Origin of the sequence: Streptomyces sp. NPDC005483, assembly GCF_040606035.1 — a bacterium.
GTDB lineage: Bacteria > Actinomycetota > Actinomycetes > Streptomycetales > Streptomycetaceae > Streptomyces.
This window is the reverse complement of the sequence record NZ_JBEXEA010000059.1, coordinates 18,812-37,752: the sequence shown is the minus strand read 5'-3', so window position 1 is coordinate 37,752 and position 18,941 is coordinate 18,812. Positions and strand designations below refer to the sequence as shown.

Annotated in this window: 12 protein-coding genes and 4 pseudogenes; 5 read left to right on the top strand and 11 right to left on the bottom strand. The window is 67.0% G+C overall.

The features are described from left to right. Positions 1 to 480, top strand: a pseudogene (locus ABZT06_RS47280) (transposase); the annotation flags it as partial. A gap of 178 nt (positions 481 to 658) precedes the next feature. On the opposite strand, the gene ABZT06_RS47275 reads toward ABZT06_RS47280, so the two are convergent. From ABZT06_RS47275 to ABZT06_RS47260, 4 genes are all read right to left on the bottom strand, one after another. Continuing rightward, complete coding sequence (locus ABZT06_RS47275) at positions 659 to 1,372, bottom strand: hypothetical protein (protein WP_355755359.1); 714 nt, start codon at positions 1,370 to 1,372, stop codon at positions 659 to 661. Continuing rightward, positions 1,369 to 2,487 carry a hypothetical protein gene (locus ABZT06_RS47270; protein ID WP_355755356.1) on the bottom strand — a complete coding sequence of 373 codons (1,119 nt, stop codon included), beginning with the start codon at positions 2,485 to 2,487 and terminating at the stop codon, positions 1,369 to 1,371. The genes ABZT06_RS47275 and ABZT06_RS47270 overlap by 4 nt, the downstream gene beginning before the upstream one ends. Before the next feature lie 331 nt (positions 2,488 to 2,818). Then, entirely contained in the window at positions 2,819 to 4,510 is a 1,692-nt protein-coding gene (locus tag ABZT06_RS47265; protein ID WP_355755354.1) for an ISAzo13 family transposase, read from the bottom strand. 388 nt (positions 4,511 to 4,898) lie between these two features. Then, complete coding sequence (locus ABZT06_RS47260; protein WP_355755352.1) at positions 4,899 to 6,059, bottom strand: AI-2E family transporter; 1,161 nt, start codon at positions 6,057 to 6,059, stop codon at positions 4,899 to 4,901. Between the two features lie 181 nt (positions 6,060 to 6,240). Here ABZT06_RS47260 and ABZT06_RS47255 point away from each other — a divergent pair. Next, positions 6,241 to 6,540 (top strand): annotated as a pseudogene (locus tag ABZT06_RS47255) (IS5/IS1182 family transposase); the annotation flags it as partial. Positions 6,541 to 6,733: 193 nt separating this feature from the next. Here the strand turns inward: ABZT06_RS47255 and ABZT06_RS47250 are convergent. The 3 genes and pseudogenes from ABZT06_RS47250 to ABZT06_RS47240 all read right to left on the bottom strand — a co-directional run. Continuing rightward, entirely contained in the window at positions 6,734 to 7,345 is a 612-nt protein-coding gene (locus ABZT06_RS47250; RefSeq protein ID WP_355755350.1) for a transposase, read from the bottom strand. Between the two features lie 38 nt (positions 7,346 to 7,383). Continuing rightward, the gene (locus ABZT06_RS47245) at positions 7,384 to 7,659 is read right to left on the bottom strand and encodes a hypothetical protein (RefSeq protein ID WP_355755363.1); all 276 of its coding nucleotides are present in this window, start codon (positions 7,657 to 7,659) and stop codon (positions 7,384 to 7,386) included. A 1,379-nt stretch (positions 7,660 to 9,038) separates the two neighbouring features. Continuing rightward, a pseudogene (locus ABZT06_RS47240) lies at positions 9,039 to 9,884 on the bottom strand (IS1380 family transposase); the annotation flags it as partial. A gap of 691 nt (positions 9,885 to 10,575) precedes the next feature. On the opposite strand from ABZT06_RS47240, the gene ABZT06_RS47235 reads away from it, so the two are divergent. Further along, complete coding sequence (locus tag ABZT06_RS47235) at positions 10,576 to 12,939, top strand: hypothetical protein (RefSeq protein WP_355755349.1); 2,364 nt, start codon at positions 10,576 to 10,578, stop codon at positions 12,937 to 12,939. 114 nt (positions 12,940 to 13,053) lie between these two features. Here ABZT06_RS47235 and ABZT06_RS47230 read toward each other — a convergent pair whose 3' ends face one another. After that, positions 13,054 to 13,356, bottom strand: coding sequence for a hypothetical protein (locus ABZT06_RS47230; protein WP_355755348.1), 303 nt, complete (start codon positions 13,354 to 13,356; stop codon positions 13,054 to 13,056). A 534-nt stretch (positions 13,357 to 13,890) separates the two neighbouring features. Then, positions 13,891 to 14,397: a transposase family protein gene (locus ABZT06_RS47225; protein WP_355755361.1), complete on the bottom strand. Its 507-nt coding sequence runs from the start codon at positions 14,395 to 14,397 to the stop codon at positions 13,891 to 13,893. 92 nt (positions 14,398 to 14,489) lie between these two features. On the opposite strand from ABZT06_RS47225, the pseudogene ABZT06_RS47220 reads away from it, so the two are divergent. After that, a pseudogene (locus ABZT06_RS47220) lies at positions 14,490 to 14,828 on the top strand (MFS transporter); the annotation flags it as partial. Positions 14,829 to 15,173: 345 nt separating this feature from the next. Here ABZT06_RS47220 and ABZT06_RS47215 read toward each other — a convergent pair. After that, complete coding sequence (locus ABZT06_RS47215) at positions 15,174 to 16,025, bottom strand: MBL fold metallo-hydrolase (RefSeq protein WP_355755346.1); 852 nt, start codon at positions 16,023 to 16,025, stop codon at positions 15,174 to 15,176. Positions 16,026 to 16,288: 263 nt separating this feature from the next. Here ABZT06_RS47215 and ABZT06_RS47210 point away from each other — a divergent pair, with 263 nt between their 5' ends. Further along, positions 16,289 to 17,155, top strand: coding sequence for a helix-turn-helix domain-containing protein (locus ABZT06_RS47210; protein WP_355755344.1), 867 nt, complete (start codon positions 16,289 to 16,291; stop codon positions 17,153 to 17,155). A 215-nt stretch (positions 17,156 to 17,370) separates the two neighbouring features. Here ABZT06_RS47210 and ABZT06_RS47205 read toward each other — a convergent pair whose 3' ends face one another. After that, positions 17,371 to 18,933: a long-chain fatty acid--CoA ligase gene (locus ABZT06_RS47205; RefSeq protein WP_355755342.1), complete on the bottom strand. Its 1,563-nt coding sequence runs from the start codon at positions 18,931 to 18,933 to the stop codon at positions 17,371 to 17,373. Positions 18,934 to 18,941: the final 8 nt, after the last annotated feature.

The following is an 18,941-nucleotide window of genomic DNA, read 5'->3' as shown; positions in this document are numbered from 1 at the left end:
CCGCTGGTCGATCGCCGCGATGTGCTGTTACAAGCCGGGCGAGACTTCCCGGCTGATCTACCGGCCGCGCCGCCACCGCAAGCACCGGGGCAAAGGCCGCGACACCTTCGCCTGGAGCGACTACCGCGACCTGGTCGTCCGCGCCCACATCCAACTCCAGGCCCCCATCGTCTTGATCTGGGACAATCTCAACACCCACCGGGCCGCAGGGATGCGTGAGTACGCGGCCGCACACGACTGGCTCACGATCGTCCAACTGCCCACTTATGCACCGACTTGAACCCGGTCGAGGGCATCTGGTCGCTGTTACGGCGCGGGCCGCTCGCCAACGTTGCCTTCACCGACGACGAGCACCTCGAACGCACCCTCCGCCGGGGCCTACGTCATATCCAGCTCCGGCCCGACCTCATCGATGGCTGCCTGGCCGGCACCAGACTGACCCTGGCCCAGCAGCCGACAACAAGCCGAGGAAGTCAGTAACTCGCCATGAGGTTCGGGTGTTGTTCCGTGCAGTCGGCCACCTTCCATCGGGAATGGGCCGTTTCGTGCTACCGGGAAACCATTGAACTGCGCTGACCAGTTGCTTACTCTTCCCGGGCCGTCCTGTTCAGTTGTGCCAGGCGGCCGGTTGCGACGCCATGCGGCACTCGGCGACTTCTCAGGTCTGCTTTCCGTCACATACGACGGTTCCGTCCACCGTGTGCGGGATCCGCGCCCCGCAGGCGACCATCTTCCAGTCGAGCCGCAGCGTGTACGGACTTCCGTTCACGTGGTAGTCGATCCACGCGGTGTTGATGTAGGCGCCCTGCTTACCCACATCCAGGATGAACAGTAGCTCGGTGAAACCCGTGCCTTCCTTGTCCTGGTCGGCGCAGCTCTGGGTGATGCGGCTGCCTGTCCGTGCGTCCTTGTAGTCGCCGGGTGCCTTGCGCTGCTGGAAGTGCGGCGGTGCACGCAGGGCGGCGCCGATCTGGCCGGCGTCGACGGTGGCCTTCCACACTTGCGGGGTGACGGTCCGCAGCTTCAGGGAGACCGACCTCGGCTTCACCGGCGTGCGGTAGCGGATGCCGTCGATGGTGATCGGATCCCCGCTGGTCGAGCAAAGGAGGTAGCTGCCGAACGTCACCGTCCACGGAACCTTCTTCGGCGCGTAGACCGATGTGGTGCCCGTGTCGGTGTGGGACTGCAGAGGGCCGGCCCCGCTGACGTGCTCCACGCGCTCGTCACCGAACGGCCAACCAGTCAGCAGGGACACCGTCACCGCCGCGGCCGCCGCGGAGGCGGCCAGGATCAGCACGGTCTTTCCCCTGCGGCCGCGACGGAGCCGCCGTGCGGGCACGGCGGCTTCCTCGCGCGTGGAGCTGCTGGTCACACTTCCTCTTGGATGCGGTTGTAGAACTGCTGGACCTTGGACGCGTAAGCCGGCTTGTCCGTGTTGCCACACAGGGAGTCGTGCCCGGCGTCCATCTTGTAGCTGAGCGTGGAGCCCTTGGTGTAGGCCCGCGACGTGCTCAGGTCGATGCCGATCACCGAACCGATCTTGACGCCGCCGGAGGCGGAGTACGCCTTGCCGGTGGTCTTCGTCCAAGTGCCGGCGGGCATGTCGAAGGCGCACTTCGCCCGGGACAGCCAGTACGGCGGGTTGGCGTTGGCGTGGATCGTCTTGACGCCGCCGGTCTCCGAGACTGCCTTCACCTTGCGATTGATGATCACGCCGCCGCAGTCGTACTTGTACTTGTAGTAGCGGACCTCGGCCCGGTACGAGATGTTCGGGTTGGTGTCGGGGTCCCACTGGAAGTCGAAGCCCTTGGTGTTGGCGACCGAAGCACTGCCGGACGCGGACCAAGTCGTGCCGTCCGTGGTGACCGCCGCGCCGTAGGTGACCTCGGAGCCGTTGCTGTGGGTCATCCACGCCGTGCCGCGCGTGGTGCCGTAGCCCGGGGCGGCCGGGAAGCCCTCGCCGATGGTGGCCCAGGCGTCGTTCTGACCGATCTTCGTGGTGCGGCAGGTGTCGGCGCGGGGGGACACTACTGCCGTCTTCATCCCCTTGGCAGCCTTGCCCAGGTGAACGTTGACGTTGGGCGGCAGGCTCGCGCCGGAGCGGATGGTCCCGGCCTGCGCGGAGGCGATCGGGTTCGCCCAGCTCCGGGCCGACGTCGATCGGGCGGCCTGCTGACCGACTAGGCGGACGGACTGGGTCGTCCAGGCGTAGCCGTCGCTCGTAGGGTCGTAGATCTCCATCTCCAACGACACCAGACCGTTAGATCCGATGTAGCGGTCGGGGACGGCGGCCGGATCGACTGCGACGGTGAACGAGTTCCCCTTGATGCTGATCCCTGTGGTCGGCAGGTTCAGCATGGGAACTTCCTCGCCGTCGGCGAGGTCGGCGGTCTCTGTACCAGGAAGGTCGGCGCGCAGCGTGAACCGGGATTTGTCCAGCGCTATCTCCGTATCGACCTGTCCGGTGAACGCTACCGGATCCCCCATTTGCCGCCTGTGAAGCGGGTACGTTGACGAGGCCGGCGACAGTGCAGATGCCTGCCGCGAGCACGGCGAGTCTCTTCGCGATCATGCAGGTTCCCCCTCGTGCGGTTGCACAGAACTTCCGGAAGGAAGTTCTTCCTGCATGATTTAGTCGCCATGAACATATCAGACCCTCACGTCGCCACTCCGAACACCCGTTCGAGTCGACACTGGAACCCGGCAGTGGGTGCTTGCCATGTAACTTGGTGGGCTTCCTCGAAGAGGCTGGCGCCCACTTCCTGGTTCTGATCGGCGGGGGGATCCACGCCTATGCGTCCTTAGGGCTCGCAGAGAATCAACATGCTGATTTGATCTCCGCAGGGCTGCTGTTCACGAGGAATGCGGTGATGTCAGCAGGCGTGCGGAACCTGGCTGTCGAGGGTGGAACGGTGTAGCCGCGCTCGGCCAGGAGGGGCCGGACTTGGTGAACGGCCCTGGTGAGGGTGCTGCCATTTACTCCGAAGAGTTGGGCGAGTAGGTCTCGGGTGCCGAGCTTGCGGAGGTAAAGCACGGTGGCCAGGATTCTGTCGGCCGTGGTCAGCCTGTCTTTCGCCCCTGCGCCGCGAGCGCGGATACGCTCACCTCCTCGTTGCTGGAGCCGTCCCTGCTCACGTAACTCATCGAGCTTCGCAGTCAGTTGGTCGACGAGTTCGTCCAGTTCCGGTTCGGGCATGCCGGTCAGCTCTGGGTTGCGCAGACACCCCGTGCCGGGCGACAGGGATGGGCCAGCTGATCGCGGGCTCTTGGCTTCACCGGCTGCGCTGGTGGTGTCGCGAGGCTGAGGGTTGAGCGTGTAGTTCCAGTCGCCGTGGAATCGGTGCCGGTCCATCGGCAGGGCGTCGATGTCGCTGTCGGTGACCTTGATCCCGGTGTCGTAGGTGCCCGGGTCGAGTTCGGCGTGGACCTTCAACCCGGCGCGGGTGGTGGTCGCCGCGATGCTGTTCACGATGACGTCGTGGCTGGTCAGCGAGCGCCCTCGCCAGTTCATGGAGATGTGGGAGAACAGCCGGTGCTCGATCTTGTTCCATTTCGAGGTGCCCGGCGGCATGTGGCAGACCGTGATGTCCAAGCCCGTCTCGGCGGCCAGGGCTGCGAGTTCAGCCTTCCAGGCACGGGTGCGGTAGCCGTTGGAGCCACCTGCATCCGCGGTGATCAGCAGACAAGTGGCGGCCGGATAGTCATGCCGACCGCGGGCCTGCCACCAACGGCGGATGGAGGCGACAGCGAACGCGGCGGTGTCATGATCAGTGCCGACACTGACCCAGCCGGTATTCGCGGCGATGTCGTAGATCCCGTACGGGATCGCCTTGCCCGGTCCCTGACGGTCCAGGAAATCGCGCGTCTTGACCAGCACCGGCTCATGGGCCGGACGCCACTGCTGGCCCGCATTTTTGTACTCGCCGACGAGCTCCTTCTTCTTCGCGTCCACGCTGATCACCGGCTGGCCGGCACTCATGTGCTGTCTGGCGCGCTCGTTGAAGTAGCGGAACTGGGCGTCACGGTCCGGGTGCTGCTTGCCCTCGATGGTCTTGGAGCCGGCCTGCAGACTGAAGCCCTCCTCACGGAGCAGGTCCCCGACCGTGTCCGCGCTCACCCGGTGTCCCCGGCGGGTGAGCGCGGCCGCGAGGTTCCTGGTCGACTTCACCGTCCAGCGCAGCGGCGACATCGGATCGCCCCGCTCGTCAGGTTCCACGAGCGCCAGCAACGCGGGCCGCAGACCGGGATCAAGGTCGACCGCCTTCTTCCGACCGCCACCGGGCTTGCGAACCCGTCCCGAATTTTCCTCGCCGGCCTCCAACTCGTCTAGGTCCTTGCGGACCGTCGTTTCGCTGACCTGGGCCGCCCGTGCGACCGCCCGGATACCACCGTGCCCCAGGATCCGAGCCTTGGCCCCCATCAACAGCCGCCGCTGCCGCTCGTCCAGATGCGGGAACAACACCTCGAACTTCACAGCGAGTTGACTACGAACCTCACCGGAGACGCCCATAGCAGACCAACGAGCCGAAGCACCCGAAGCAACACCTTGATTCTCTGCGAGCCCTAAGCCGGGCCGTGCCCGTGGCGGCCCACTTCACTGAACATGTCCTGGACTCCGCGATCCTGCCCGGCGCCCTTCGCCATCGGCCAGGCCGAACCACTCGGTGAGCCGTGCGAACGCCTCGGTGCCGATCCGGACCCGGCGAGTGGTGCCCTCACTGGCTGGACGGATGCGGTGGACGTACCAGCGGCCTATCAGTGAGCTTCTTCAGCGAGGCCGCTCCAGGGTGAGGATGGCTTTTGCGATTCACGTCATGCGGCTCGGGAACCGTAGGGAAGTGACGGCATGTCAGTTGCGCAACGCAGAGAGGGACTCTGAGTACCCGGGCAATGGCAGGTCACGGCGGTGGTCGCGGATGCTGCTGCGCGGTCGGCGGAATGCGCAGTTCGCCGTGCACCGCCCAGGCCACCGACACCATGGGCACCGCCACGACCGCGCCGACGACTCCCGCCAGGATGGCGCCGGCGATGACGGAGACGGCCACGATGACCGGGTGCAGCCGGACCGCCCAGCTCATCACCAGCGGATGCAGGACGTGGCCCTCGATCTGGCCGATGACGACGATCAGCGCGAGGACCACGATCGCGATGGCCGGCCCGCGCGACGCCAGGGCGACCACCGTGGCCACGCCCAACGCGATGGGCGATCCCACCAGCGGGATGAACGCGGCGAAGAACTCCAGCATCGTCAGCGGCAGGGCCAACGGCACCCGCAGCACGAACAGCGCGACGCCGACCAGCACCGCGTTGCTGGCCGCCACGATGACGATGCCCCGCGTGTACCCGGCGAAGGTCCGCCATGCCGCACGGCCCGCGCGGTTGAACGGGTCCCGCGCCCGCTGCGGCAGCAAGTCCTGGAACCAGCTCCAGAACCGGTCGCCGGAATGGACGAAGAACAGGGAGCAGAACAGCGCGAGCACCCCCGCGGTCAGCACCTCCACGAGCCGTCCGGCACCGCTCACGGCGCTGCTGATCAGCACGGAGCGATGCTGGGAGACGAAGGAGTTCACCTTGTCCTGAAGGTTCGACGTCACCGCGGGACTCACATGGAAGGGTGGCCCCTGCAGCCACCGTTCGATGCGCCCGACGCCCCCGCTGAACTCCTCCCCCAGCCGGCCCCACTCGCTCGCCACCAGCTCGCCGACCAGCACCAACAGCCCGAGGAGCACCATCAGGCTTCCCACGACACTCACCACCACCGCCAGGGAGCGCGGCAGCCAGCGCACCAGCAGATCGGCGAGGGGACGCAGCACGGAGGTGACGACCAGGGCGAGGAACAACGCGACAGCGACCAGCTGCAGACGTCCCAGCAGCACGAAACCCGCATACACGGCCGCCCCGAGCACCAGCAGCCGCCACGCGTACGCGGCACCCACCCTCAGCCCGTGGCTGACGGTCACGCCGTCCGCAGCAGGGCGCACCGCCGTCTCCGCCCTGCGCGCGACCGCCACCGTCCCGACTCCGCGCGCCGGTCGGCTGCCGAGCACGACGTACCGCATCCGCCGCGGACCACGACCGCCGCCGGGACCGGCGTCCGGACGTCGGCGCGACCGACGCAGGGCGTCGCTCACCTGCACGTCACCGCCTCACGTCATCGAAAACCACGCAGCTAGGTGTCCCCAGAGCAGCCGCCTTCTAAAAACGCATCCCCCATCTGCCCGGGACGGCGGCAGCCTGGCGGACCGCGGCGGTCGCGGATACCTCGTCGATCACGCTGCCCTGCTCGGCATCGGCCTTGAGAATTCGTCCGGCGAGACCCCGGGCACCCGCGGCTTCACCGTGCAACCACGCAGGTGGGCAGTGGAGAGAACGCTCGGCTCGCTGATGCTCCACCACCGCCTGGCACGCGACTACGGGGCCCTTCCTACTCGCTCCACTGCCATGATCTACCTCGCCCTGATGGCCCGCCGCCTCACCAGGGAATCCACTCCAACCTGGCGAGGGCTCTGGCCGGAGCCGCCGGACGCCGCGGTCCGGTGACCACGCTCTCCTCCATTGGCCGCCGCCTTGATCAAGGACGCCGCCCCCTGAATGCTGCGGCCAGCGTGGCCCCGGTCCGGTGTCAGTTCGCCCGTGGCTGCCCCGAGGCTGCTATGTCGCGTCAAGCCGCTTGAGCGAGTTCTTCGACGTTGCCGAGTCGGTTCCGGTCGGCGCGCTCAAGGATCTTGAAGATCTATCGGCAGATCACCCGCTTGAGGCATCGCTGCGCGTCTCGGGAGGTCTTCCCCTCGGTGACCTTGCGTGCGACGTAGGTCTTCGTCGGTGGATCGAGTCGCATTCGGATCAGGGTGATCGTGTGCATGGCCCAGTTGAGCTGCCGGTCGCCGCTGCGGTTGAGACGGTGTCGGTTGGACAGCCCGGACGAGGCAGGGATCGGCGAAACACCGGCGAAGGAGGCGACGACGGCTTCCGAGCGGAATCGTCCCTGGTGAGACCAGCTGACCAAGATCTGGGCGGCGGTGATCGGTCCGACTCCGAGCAAGCCGAGAAGCTCGGCGGCCTGTTGCCGCACCAGGGCGAGAATCTCGTTCTCGAGCTCCTTTGCCTCGGCCTGCAGGGCTTGGATGCGCTGGGCCGTGGACCGCATGGCTCGCACCGTCATCCGGTGCTCGAGGTCATGGGCCGGGCGGTCACGGAGCTGAGCGCAGTAGGCGATCTGGGCGAAGCGCTTAAGCTTCCGCAGCTCGGCGCGGAGCTCGTTCGGCGCAGAGACGATCAAGGCCTTGAGCTGGTTGATCGCGGCGGTGGAGGCGAGGACGGCGCCGTGACGGGTGGCAAGCAGCACCCGCAGTGCCTCGCGTTCACCACGGAGGCGGAGCTGGATCAGATGCTCGGTGGCCAGGGCCTCCTTGGCGGCCGGATGGCGTCGAGCTTGTCGGTCTTGCGGCCTCCGCGGTTGGCCGCTCGTTTCGGGCGGCAGACCTCGACGACCTGCTCGCCAGCCTGGTCCAGGAAGACCGAGAGGCCGGCGCCGTAGCTGCCGATGCCTTCCAGTGCCCAGCAACGGCGGCCGGGAACCTGTTGGCGGGCGAAGTCCAGCAGGCGCCGGTAGCCGCGGGCGTTGGCCGGGGAATCGGTGCTCGCCAGGACGGCGCCAATGGGGCTGACGGCTGCTGCGGCGAGGGTGTCGCGGTGGGTGTCGACGCCGATGACGCCATCGACTTGCTGAAAGAGGGGCGATGCCCGGCCGAGAGCGGTTCGCTCAGGTTGGGCGGGGCGAATGTTCCCCCACCTCGTTCGGGTGATGAGGTGGTTGGCAGGGAACTTCGTCGGGAAGTCTGCGGACGCCCGAACAAGCCCCCGGCGCGTAAGGACCCGTCTTGCCCCGACCGCGCGCCATCGTCACTGCTGCCGCTTCCGCGCTGGCACTGCTCCTCGCCGTCCCCGGCTCCGCCTCCGCCGATGTGAGCGGAAACATCTACTACTCGTACACCGACGCAAACGGTGAACACCAAGCGGCTCTGGATGACCTGTTGGAGTCCCAGTGCACCGACGTCACGGAAGTGGCGAACGGGACGACTCCGTTCGCGTTTTCGCCGATCAACAAAACTGACAAGACGCTCCAGGTCTTCACCAGCCCGGCTGCTCGGGCGACAAGTTCATCTTGGCGGTGGAGGCGGAGGGCCCGCCGACCCTGAAGTTCGCCTCCTACTATTTCAACAGCAGCGGCTGACCCTTGTACCCCTGGTGTGGTCCCGGCCGGGACCACACCAGGGCTGTCACTTACTGGTGGGTGGTCTGATATTGATCCGGCACGACATCTTCGCGGACAAGGTGAAGACCACCCTGGCCAGAGCGGGCCTGCCCGTCGCCTCGACCTTCGACGCCACCCTCTCCTGGGGTGTCTGGGTGGAGATTGCCGACGACGAGCAAGCGCCTCCCCAGGCCTTCCTCCAGTGGCGGGTCCACCCAGTGCTCCAGGCACACTTCAGGACCGTGCCCCACGACGCACTCCTGAGCGACCCCCAGGTGCGGGATCCGGGTCGCGCAGGAGGCGATGAACACCGCGGTCATCGCCGTCCTGGAGAACGCCGGGTTCTCCGCCCGCCCGGCGCGGGGCGAGCGGGCGGGAGAGGTCCGCGTCAGCGAGTCTGCCGACTGAGGCCACGGCTCAAGCCGGACGCAGCCACCCCGCCGCCGGCGGTGGCAGCGTGAGCTGGATGCTCGGGGTAAAGCGGGAGGCGCTGACGCACGCTTTGCCGGCGTTCGCTGTGGACGACCCCAAGATCAGCACCGGCCGGGAGGCCGGGGTGGCACAGGCACGGTGGCGGGCGGCGAGCGCGGTGGCGGGTTTGGCTGCATATGGCTGTCGGCTGTGCACCGCGCGGCGCACCGGACAGGCGCTGCGAGCGGTGCGGTATCTGCCGCGCTGGCAGCGGGTCTGCCTGCGGCACGGGCGCTGGCTGCTGGACGCGGACGCCGACCAGCCACTGGAACACCTCGATGTGCGCGGCGCGGCTGAGACCCAGGCCCCGGGCCTCACCGTCGGCGTCGACGGCCGGGGTCCAGGCCGAGGCGGGGACCTTCAGCACGTGTTCGTGGATCGCTTCGGTGACCGTCATGCCGACCGAGTAGGACAGCCATCGGCCCCGCTTCGCGAGCCAGGACACGAAGTCGTGGGTGCCGCCGGCGGAGTCCGTGCGGACCAGCGTCTGCCGTCCTCGTCGGTAGCGCTTGGGCAGTTGGGCGGCGAGTTTCGCGGTGGTGATGTGGTCGGCGGCGGTGTTGGAGCCCGCGTTTCCCGGCCTGAGGAGGGTGGCGACGGGCTCTCCGGTTCCGCCCGGTCCGTGGTCGACGAAGGCCGTCAGCGGGTGATGGCCGTAGGTCTTCTTCCAGGTCGCGGCCGCGTCCTGCTTGTCGGAGTGGGCAATCACGAGGACGCCATCGAGGTCGACAGTGACCTGACCGTCGGCGTCCGGGGCGTTCTCGCCGGCCAACGACCAGGCACGATGACGGACTTCGGAGCGTGCAGACCGGACGGCCTGGAGGGCTTTGTCGCCGGATGCGGCGAGGGTGTCGATCAGGCGGGAGACGGTCGGGTCGGAGGCGACCGGGCCGAAGACGGCCGGCTCACACCGCAGCATGGCGACGTCCGCGAGGCAGTCCCCGCCCAGTGCGACCGCCATGGCGACGTCCAGGAGGATCTTGCCGGGATCGTGGACGGCCCGCGGCTTCCGCCACGGAGCCAGAGCTGCGGATATCGCCTGGTCAAGACCCGTCTTGCGGACCGCCTCCAGCAGCAGGACCGCACCGGCCTGCGAGACCACCTGCCGACCGTCTCCCTGGACACGGACACGTGGGTACGACGAGATAGGCTCTCTCACCTGGAAAGTGCTCTTTCCCTTGCAGCCAACAGGACCCTCAGCAAGTCCTATCGTTGCGGGTCAAGGGCACTTTCTGTGTTTCTGATCAACTCTTGGACAGCCCACCTCGTGAAAGCGCGAGGTTAGTTCCGTATTGAAGTACCACCTGATTCGCGGCACACATCACACCAGGCCCGTCACTGACCGGACGTCAAACGACGTACTCCCGTCAGCCGTTGCCGACAGTGCATGCACAGAACCGATCCCCCTCACCCCTTCGAGGGAGGGCACGGGAGTGAAGGGCCCCGGGCCGCCGGCTCGGACATCGGCGTCACGATCGGCACCCGCGCGGGCGTGGGCGTATCAGATGCCGGACGTCGCCCGTCGGCGCCCAGCCGCCTCGCCCGGCGATGCGATGGCGTAACCAGCGCCGACACCAGCGCACACGGGTACGCCAGCACACGTGCGCACCACCACACGCCCCCCGGCGTGGGCAACTCAGTGCACCTATGGGACGTCATCGATGGCAGCGGGGCGCGTGGGCTGCTGTAAGACGTTCCGCAACGCACGTGGTAGTGCCACACAACAGAGCGGCGGTGCCGATGAACGCACGAGCCGGTTCATCAGGGAACATCACAGGCTAGGCACACAACTCCGGTATGTCGCAGCGGGGATCTATATTCTGATCGGTGGCATCACGGTCTGGATCCTCATGACGAAGTCGTTGGAGGTCGCCGCCGCCGTCGGGGCTGTCCTCGCAGCGCTCCTTGCGGGTGTCCCCCTTGTGGAGAAACTCGTAAAACGACGTGATGTGCCTCCACCGAGCGATTGGGAGCAACTGGTCAAAGCCGCAGATCGGCTGGCACGACTCCTCCACGGTAGGTTGCGTACTGAGGCAGCTAAACGAGGATTCGTCGAGGCCGACATGGCGCGGGTGGTTTGGGGCAGCACCGCGGCTCGCCCTAATGGAATGGCCAACAGGCTGCCCGGGAGTGTTCCAGATAACCCCACCTATGTGGAGCGGATCGTACGAAACTTCACTGCCGTTCCGTCTCGTCGTCTGATCGTGGTCGGAGAGCCAGGGAGCGGTAAGACGGTTCATCTGCTGCTCCTCGCGTGGGGACTGCTCGACCGGTATGTGCATCCGGAGCGCGCGGCTGGGGCCTCCTCGGGACAACAAGTGACTGTGACCGATCCTGAACCGGTGCCCATCCTGCTGCCCGCTGACCGATGGAATCCGTTGATCGATGACTTCGACAAGTGGGCCGCGGAACGGTTGCGGCATAGTTACGAATTCTTGGACGGAGCTGAATTCGGAAACACTGCAGTAGCCGATCTCCTCAAAGACGGCCGGGTGATGGTGATCCTGGACGGTCTCGACGAGATGGAAGAGTCCCTGCGCGGACTCGCGCTGAGCAAGTTGACGTCACCCGAGGTCGAGAGTTGGCCCGTCGTCATCTCCTGCTCTGCTGCGGGCTTTACGTCCCTTCCGCCGGACGACGCCCGTGCCTTCCTGTACCGAGCCCGAGTGACCACCTTGCAGTCCCTCTCCACCACCGCTGCCGTGAAATACCTCAGGGGTGATCAGACCCAGCACTCCGCACAATGGTGGCGGCCTGTCCGCCAAGCACTGCAACTCGGGGCTCCTGCGGGCCTGGTCGCGGCTCTCCGCCTGCCTCTGTATGCCGCGCTCACCCGCTCAGCCTATGGGCCGGGCCGTCGCGATCCGGCAGCCCTCGTACACGTTGCCGCTACTGCCGACGTGCAAGACCATCTGCTGAAAAGCTTCCTGCACGACGCATTCAGTACGGACGGCCATTCTGGGCACTCCTGGGCACGTGATTCGGCACTGCGATGGCTCAACTGGTTCGCCCGTCAGCCTGACCAGCGCCTTTCCTGGTGGCGTTGGCACAACATGATCGGCTTGCAGGCAGGAGCAATCTTCAGCGGAATCTCCGCAGCGACTATCTACGCGCTGACGAGCGGCTTTCCGAACGGGCTCGCGCGGGGAGTACCCGTAGGCATGACACTGGGACTCATCGTCGGCGTACTCCGTCGACAACCTCATCAGGCCAAACGCGGCCTGGCTGCGGGAGGAGCTGCCGCTCTGGGAATCGGCCTCGCGCGCATATGTCTGGATGGAGACGTCGTCAAGGGCCTCCACGACGGCGTGGAGATGGGACTGCCGCTGGGCGTGGGGTTTGCGCTCATGCCCTGGATGCGGGGCTCGGCGACCCGGATTGCGGCTGGCAGTGCCCTGGCCGGTGTCGCAGCGGGGTGCTGGGCGGGGACCTGGGACGGAATTGCTCTCGGTCTGGCAGATGGTCTTCACCGACTGCTGAGCACTTCGCTGGGTGAGGCCTTCGCCGTCGCTTTCACAAGTGTCCTCGTCCGCATCACGGGTTCTCTCGACGAAGCGGGTCAGCCCACCGGTCTGAACGCCGCCCTCCGGCGACGATGGCCGGATCTTGCTGCGCATCTGGCCATCGGAACAGCCGCGGGTATTGCAATCGGCGTGTGCGGAGGCATTGTCATCGTCCTCAGGGCGTCATTGGCCCACCATGGCGGGCAGGGACTTCACCGCGCCGTCGCAGTAGCGCTCACCTACGGCGTCACTGCGGCCCTGGCTATCGGTGTAACCGGCGCTTTTCTCCGCTGGATCAGCCAACCGTCCGCCCGGATCCGAGTGGCGACCCCCGCGACCACGCTGGCCTCAGCCCGGGCCATCTCCCTGACGTACATAGGTGTTGCCACGGCGCTGGGAGCCCTCGTCATGCAAACCATCCACTGGGTATCCGCCGGGCTGGGCCCCGGATATGGCAGCGATGTGGCAAACCTTGCTCATATTGAACAGGGCGCCGCACTGGGACTCACGATCGGCCTCGTGCTTGCTGCGTCGTTCACTCCGTGGCCCACGTTCGTCGTCGTGCGTGTAACCCTGTGGCTCAGTCGTCGCGCACCACTGCGGCTCATGACCTTTCTCGAGGATGCCCATGATGCCGAGGTCCTGCGGTGCGAGGGAGCGCATTACGCGTTCCGGCATGCCAAGATCCGCGCCTGTCTGGCCACCATGTAAATGTTCCATGACACCGGCGACGATAGGTGTTGAGGCTGTAACTGGGGCCCGTTCCTCCTTACAAAACGACTCGCCCCCGACAGCTGCAAAGCCGGGGACGAGCCGTTGTCTCGACTACAGCTCGATCTGGATGTGCTCCACATCGGCGACCTCCACGCCCAGGCCATGGGCGCGGGTGTCGTTGTTCCGGAAGTACATCTCTGCGAGCCCTTCGGCCGCGATGCGCTGGAGCTTGGGGCCGATGGAGGGAGAGACGATGGCGTCCGTGCCGATCGGGACCGGGTAGAGGTCGGCCACGGCGGCGGTCTTCATCAGCTTGCGGTGCATGGCGACCCGCACGGTGGACAGCACGGCGGCCCGGATGTGGGGGCGCCACGTCTCCCACTTCAGCGCCGGCCACGGTTCGTAGTACGCCACCTTGCCCCGGTTGCGCTGCCTAACCTTGCCGATGCAGCCCTCGCGGTTGCCTTGATCGCGTTCAGCAGCAGCCGGTCTGCCCTGAGATGCCACGGCCCTCGGCCGGCTCTCAGGACGGAACGGTCAGCTGTTGCGGCTCATCCACTGCGCGGCCCGGACCGTTCCCCCCCTGAATGTCCTGCCGGGGCAGTCGGAGAGCTGCTCGCCCGGCGGCATCTTGAAGCGGTCGAGAGATCCGTTCAGCCGATGGTGAAGCGCTGGTTTTGGGCGCCTCGGTCGCAGCGGGCAGTGCGGTAGTAGCCGTCGTCCTGCTGGTAGAGGCAGCGGCCCGTGCCGACGCTTTGGAGCATGATGGCGCTGCGGGCGGCGGGCTGGATGGTGCGCCACTTCTGGTATGAGCCGCCGTTACAGCGCAGGGGGTAGACGTCGCCCCGGTCATTGCAGTCGAGGCAGCGGCCCCAAGTGTAGTTCGTAACGGCCTTGTGTACGAATGAGGTTGGGCCGTGTTGGCCTGGCGGGTTGTCCGATGGGTGCTCACCTCTCGGCGGCGCGGTCGGAGACCAGGGCGGCGACTGCCGCGTAGGTCTCGTCGAAGAACTCGCGGCGTCCGAGGTAACGCTGGAGGGTTCGCCATTGCTTGTGTTCAGCGTTGGCGTGCTCGACGCAGATGCGCTCCGAGGACTGCTGATGGCGGGCTGCGTCCCAGGCGGCGATTTCTTCGGGCGGGGTGTCCTTCTTTGGTTTGAGCGGCGGGGCTTGGACCTGGTCGGGGAATTGCTTGACAAGTCCCCGGTAGCCCGCGTCGACCTTGGCTCTGACCTGGGGGTACTGTTCGAACAGGTCGCAGATTCCCTCGGTCTTCACGGCTGTCTGGTCGTGCATACGGCCGGGCCGGAAGGCCCCGGCCCACAGGGTGCGGCCCTGGCCGTCAGTGACGACGGTGGCCTTCTTGGTGTTCTGCCGCATCTTGCCCGAGACGAAGGCGCGACGGCCTGGATTGTTCGCCCGGGGTCGTCGAACCCGGACCTCCGTCCCGTCCAGCCGCAGCTCGACGTCCTCAGCCGCCGCGTAGGCGAAGACGTCCGCGAGAGTGCGAAGCCGCTGGTCACCCTGCCCGGGACAGCAAAGCCACGATGGGTGAACTCATCGCCGCCCGCGCGGCGCAGGGCGTCGGAGCCGCGATCGTGACGCCGCTCACGCTCACCCTGCTGGCGGCCGCCGTCCCCGCCGAACGGCGCGGCGTGGCCTTCGGTATCTGGGGCGCGGCCAGCGGCATCGCCGTCGCCACCGGGCCGCTCATCGGCGGCACGCTCACCGAACATCTCTCCTGGCAGTGGATCTTCTGGGTGAACGTCCCGCTCGGCCTGGCGCTGATACCGCTGGCCCTGCTGCGGCTGGACGAGTCGGCCCGCTTCTACTACGAGGTCACCCACGACCAGTCGCACCGCCCGTACCGCCCGTACCGCTCATGATGTGCCCCGGGCCACTGTCGGCTCCCTGGCCGAGGAGCTCGTCGGTGATGATCGGCAGCCGTATCAGGCGGCCCCCGCACGGTCAGAAGGTCCCCTGATCCGGTGTCAGTGGTCTGCCGCCCGAGTTGGGTGCCGACGTCTGGGCGCGTGGTCAGGTGGCGAGGAAGTTGGCCACCTCGGTCGTGAAGGCATTGACGTGCTGGAACAGGAAAGGCGTGGCCGGCGTCGCCGTAAAGGACCAGGATGGCGGCCGTAGATCCTGGCGGCGTCGCAGCCCCGGTGTCCCCTGGCAACGGCAGGGTCGAGCGTGGGAGAGCTGACACCCTCGTTCCCGAGGCCGTCGGCTCAGCCCCCGAAGACCTCCGGTGGCACGCCCAGTTCCTTCGGACCGACCAGGCCGAACGAGGGCCCACGGGTGAGCCAGAGCAGCATGGGCAGAGCCCGGTCCGGGTACCGGCGGCTCATTTCCCGCGCGATGTCGGCGACGGGCACCCGAGGCTTGGCCACTTCCTCGTAGTCCCGCAGCCAGGCTCTGGTGTCATCGATCACCTCCACTCCGCCCACCGGTCCGTGGCCCGGAACCACGATGGCGAGTTCGCCCAATGCCTGCACCAGATCCAGGGCGGTCAGCCAGGAGCCGGGGTTGTTCGTGTCCGCCATGTAGCAGTGCGAGTGGTGGTTGAGCAGGTCCCCGGCGATCAGGGCCTGCGATCCGGGCACGTGGAACGCGGTCGCGTGGACCGTCTCCGCGACCGGCAGGTCGACGAAGACCACGTCGTGCCCTTCGAGGGAGTGGCGCTCTCCGGTCAGCGGCTCGGGTACCGGCATCTCGTCCGGGATCTGGTCCCCGTACGCCTCCTGCCAGTGCAGGCGCTTGGCCGGCCACTCCAGAATCCCGTCGATGACCCCCTGCCTGGCCAGGATCGGGGTGTCCGGGAACACGGCGCGGATTTCGCCCATGCCGCCGTAGTGGTCCGGGTGAGCGTGCGTGATGTACGCCGCCTTGAGGTTCTTGCCGGTGTCGCGGACGCGTTCGGCCAGTTCACGTGCCTCGTCCCGGACGAACTGGACGTCGATAAGAATCGCGTCCCGCTCCCCGCTGACGAGGACGCAGTTGGGTGACAGGGCAGGCTCGGAGCCAGCGAAGACATCGAAGCGCAGTCCGCCTCGCTCCTGCGCGTAGATGGTGGTGAGCATGGGACAGTCCTTTGCGACAGGGCCTGTTTCTACGACATGGCCTGTTTCGTCCGGCTCGGTCACGTGTCATGCTCTGAGCCGTGTCGTAACGCTAAGGAAACCTGATGATGAGCGAAATGACGGGGAGCGCGCGGTCTCCGGTACCGTAGCGCGCGGCGACAGCGGAATGGAGCTTCACCACGGCCGGCCTCGACCGGGGTGACCAGTGGGATTACTGGAACGCCGTCACGCGCACCGCGTTCGTCGCGATGATCGCGGGTGAAGTGCCTGCGACGGCCCCCGGCGGGCGCAGGGCCGGCTTCGACGCCTCCTCGGTGGCCCGGGAGATGAGTGGGCTGCGCCTCAGCACGATGAGCGCGGACCCGCACGAGGCTGCCCGGACCCCTGAACTCGTCCGCCGGACGGAGGGAGAGGACTTCTTCCTCACCCTGATCCGCGAAGGGGCGGGGTCCATGCGGCAGGACGACCGTTCCTGCACGCTGGGGCCAGGCGACTTCACGCTGGTCGACAGCGCCAGACCATACGTCTTCCGGTCCGAGGAGCGTTTCCGGTCGATCGTCCTGCAGATACCGCGGGGGATGCTCACCTCCCGGTGCGCGGCGGCCGAACTGATCACAGCGGTGCCGTTCCGGGCCACGGGCGGCCCGGGCGCGCTCTTCAGTCCTGTCCTGCGCGCGCTCGCGGACGAGGCCCGCGCTCTCGACACCGGGCTGGCCCGGTCGATCACGGCGAACGTCCTGGATCTGCTGGCCACCGTATGTTCCGCCCACGGGCACCGCGCCGAACCAGCCGGTCCGGCCGCCCACCGCCGCGACCTGGAGCGGGCCAAGGAGTACATGGACGAACGACTGCACGATCCCGGGCTCACCCTGCTCACCGTCGGCCAGGCCCTCGGCTTCTCGCTGCGCTATCTCCACCAGCTCTTCCATGAAGCCGGCAGCACGCCCCGAACCTGGCTCTACGACCGGCGACTCGACCGCGCCCGAGCCATGCTGATGAGGCGGCCGGACCAGGGCTCCCCGACGATCGCGGATATCGCCCTGCGCGTCGGCTTCAAGGACTCTTCACACTTCTCCCGGGCATTCAAGGCACGTTACGGCGCCAGCCCGGCCAACTACCGTACGTCGTAGCAGCGCTGCGCTACGGCAGGTCGACCGGCAAGGTCCTCAGCACCGATCGTGAGCGCGGCCTCTCTGACGGAGGTCATCGAATCCAGGAGCCACACCGATCTCGCGGCGATGGCCGCCCACCACCGGAAGTACGGAGTTCTCGCGACCGGAAGTGCCAACTCTCCTTTCATAGCTTTCCGTTCGATTTCAGCGAGGCTGGAGTCGGAGCGAGTCCACTAGGACAGTTCGCGCTTGAGGATCTTCCCGGTGGCAGTCATGGGCAGGGCGTCGACGAACTCGACGATGCGCGGGTATTTGTGGCCGGCGAATTGCTCTTTTCCCCAGGCTGTCAGCTCGGCCTCAGTCGTACTGTCGCCGGCCTTCTTGACGACGACGGCCTTGATCTCTTCCCCGTGACTTGGGTGCGGAACTCCGATGACGGCGACCAGGGAGACGGCGGGGTGCTCCATGAGCACCTCCTCGAGCTCGCGCGGGTAGACGTTGAACCCGCCGCGAATGATCATGTCCTTGGACCGGTCGACGACGAAGTAGAAGCCGTCCGCGTCCTTGCGCGCCAGATCTCCGGTGCGGAACCATCCTTGGTTGATGGCCTCCGAGGTGGCCTCGGGGCGCTTGTAGTAGCCCTTCATGATGTTGTAGCCCTTGATCGCGATCTCCCCGACCGCGCCGGGGTCGTCCTCCACATCCGACCAGTCGTCGTTGATGAGCTTCATCTGAACCCCGGCGATGGGCCGGCCGATCGATCCGACGCGGGGCTCCTCGCCGTACGTGGCGAATGACGCGATGGCCACCGTCTCCGAGAGCCCGTAGCCCTCGAGGATCGTCACACCGAAGCGTTTCTTGAACTCTTGGTGGATCTTCGCGGGAAGCGCAGAACCACCGGACACGGCGATGCGCAGGTTGGCGGCCAGCCGGGCGACGTCGGTGCTGTCGTCGAGTGCCTCGAGCAGGCCCCAGTACATGGTCGGTACGCCGCCGAAGAACGTCACGGCATGGTCGAGCATGAGCTCCAGCGCCTCATGGGCGGAGAACCTTGCCTGCAGGACGAGTGTGCCGCCGAATCCGATGGCGCCGTTCTGGATGACCATCTGGCCGAAAGCATGGAAGAGCGGAAGAACGCACAGGTAGACGTCGGGTGTCGCGGGGTCCGACTCGAAGAGCTGGACCCCGGCTCGGGCGATGTCGTACACGTTCCGGTGTCTGAGTTCTGCGCCTTTGGGCTGCCCGGTGGTACCGGATGTGTAGAGGATGACCGCGGTGTCGTCGTCGGCACGCTCGATCGTCTCGAACGTCTCTGGCTGCCCGGCAACAGCGGCGGCATAGGTCTGGTCCGGGGTGACGCCGTCCACAAACGCGCCGCTGCCGATGAGGAAGAAGTGCGCGGCCCGGTCGGCGGCCTGAAAGGCCGACCATGCCTCGCGCCCGATCGGGAGTTCTGGACTGCCTTCGAAGGCGAAGTACGCCGTCGCGTCCGAGTCGTTGAGGTGGTAGGCGATCTCCCGCGCCTTGAGGAGCACGTTCAACGGCACGACGACCGCGCCGGCCTTGAGGATCCCGAAGTAGATCGTCGTGAACTGCGGGACGTTCGCGCAGGACAGGGCAACCTTCTCGCCAGGGCGGATGCCGCGCTCGGTCAGCAGGTTCGCCACCCGGTTCGACGCCGCGTCGAGTTCCGCGTAGGAGATCCGATCGCCACCGAAGACGATCGCCGTGCGCGCCGGGTACTCCGACGCGGTGCGGGTCAGTAGACCGGACACGTTCCGGGTCGAACTCGTCATCAATGGCT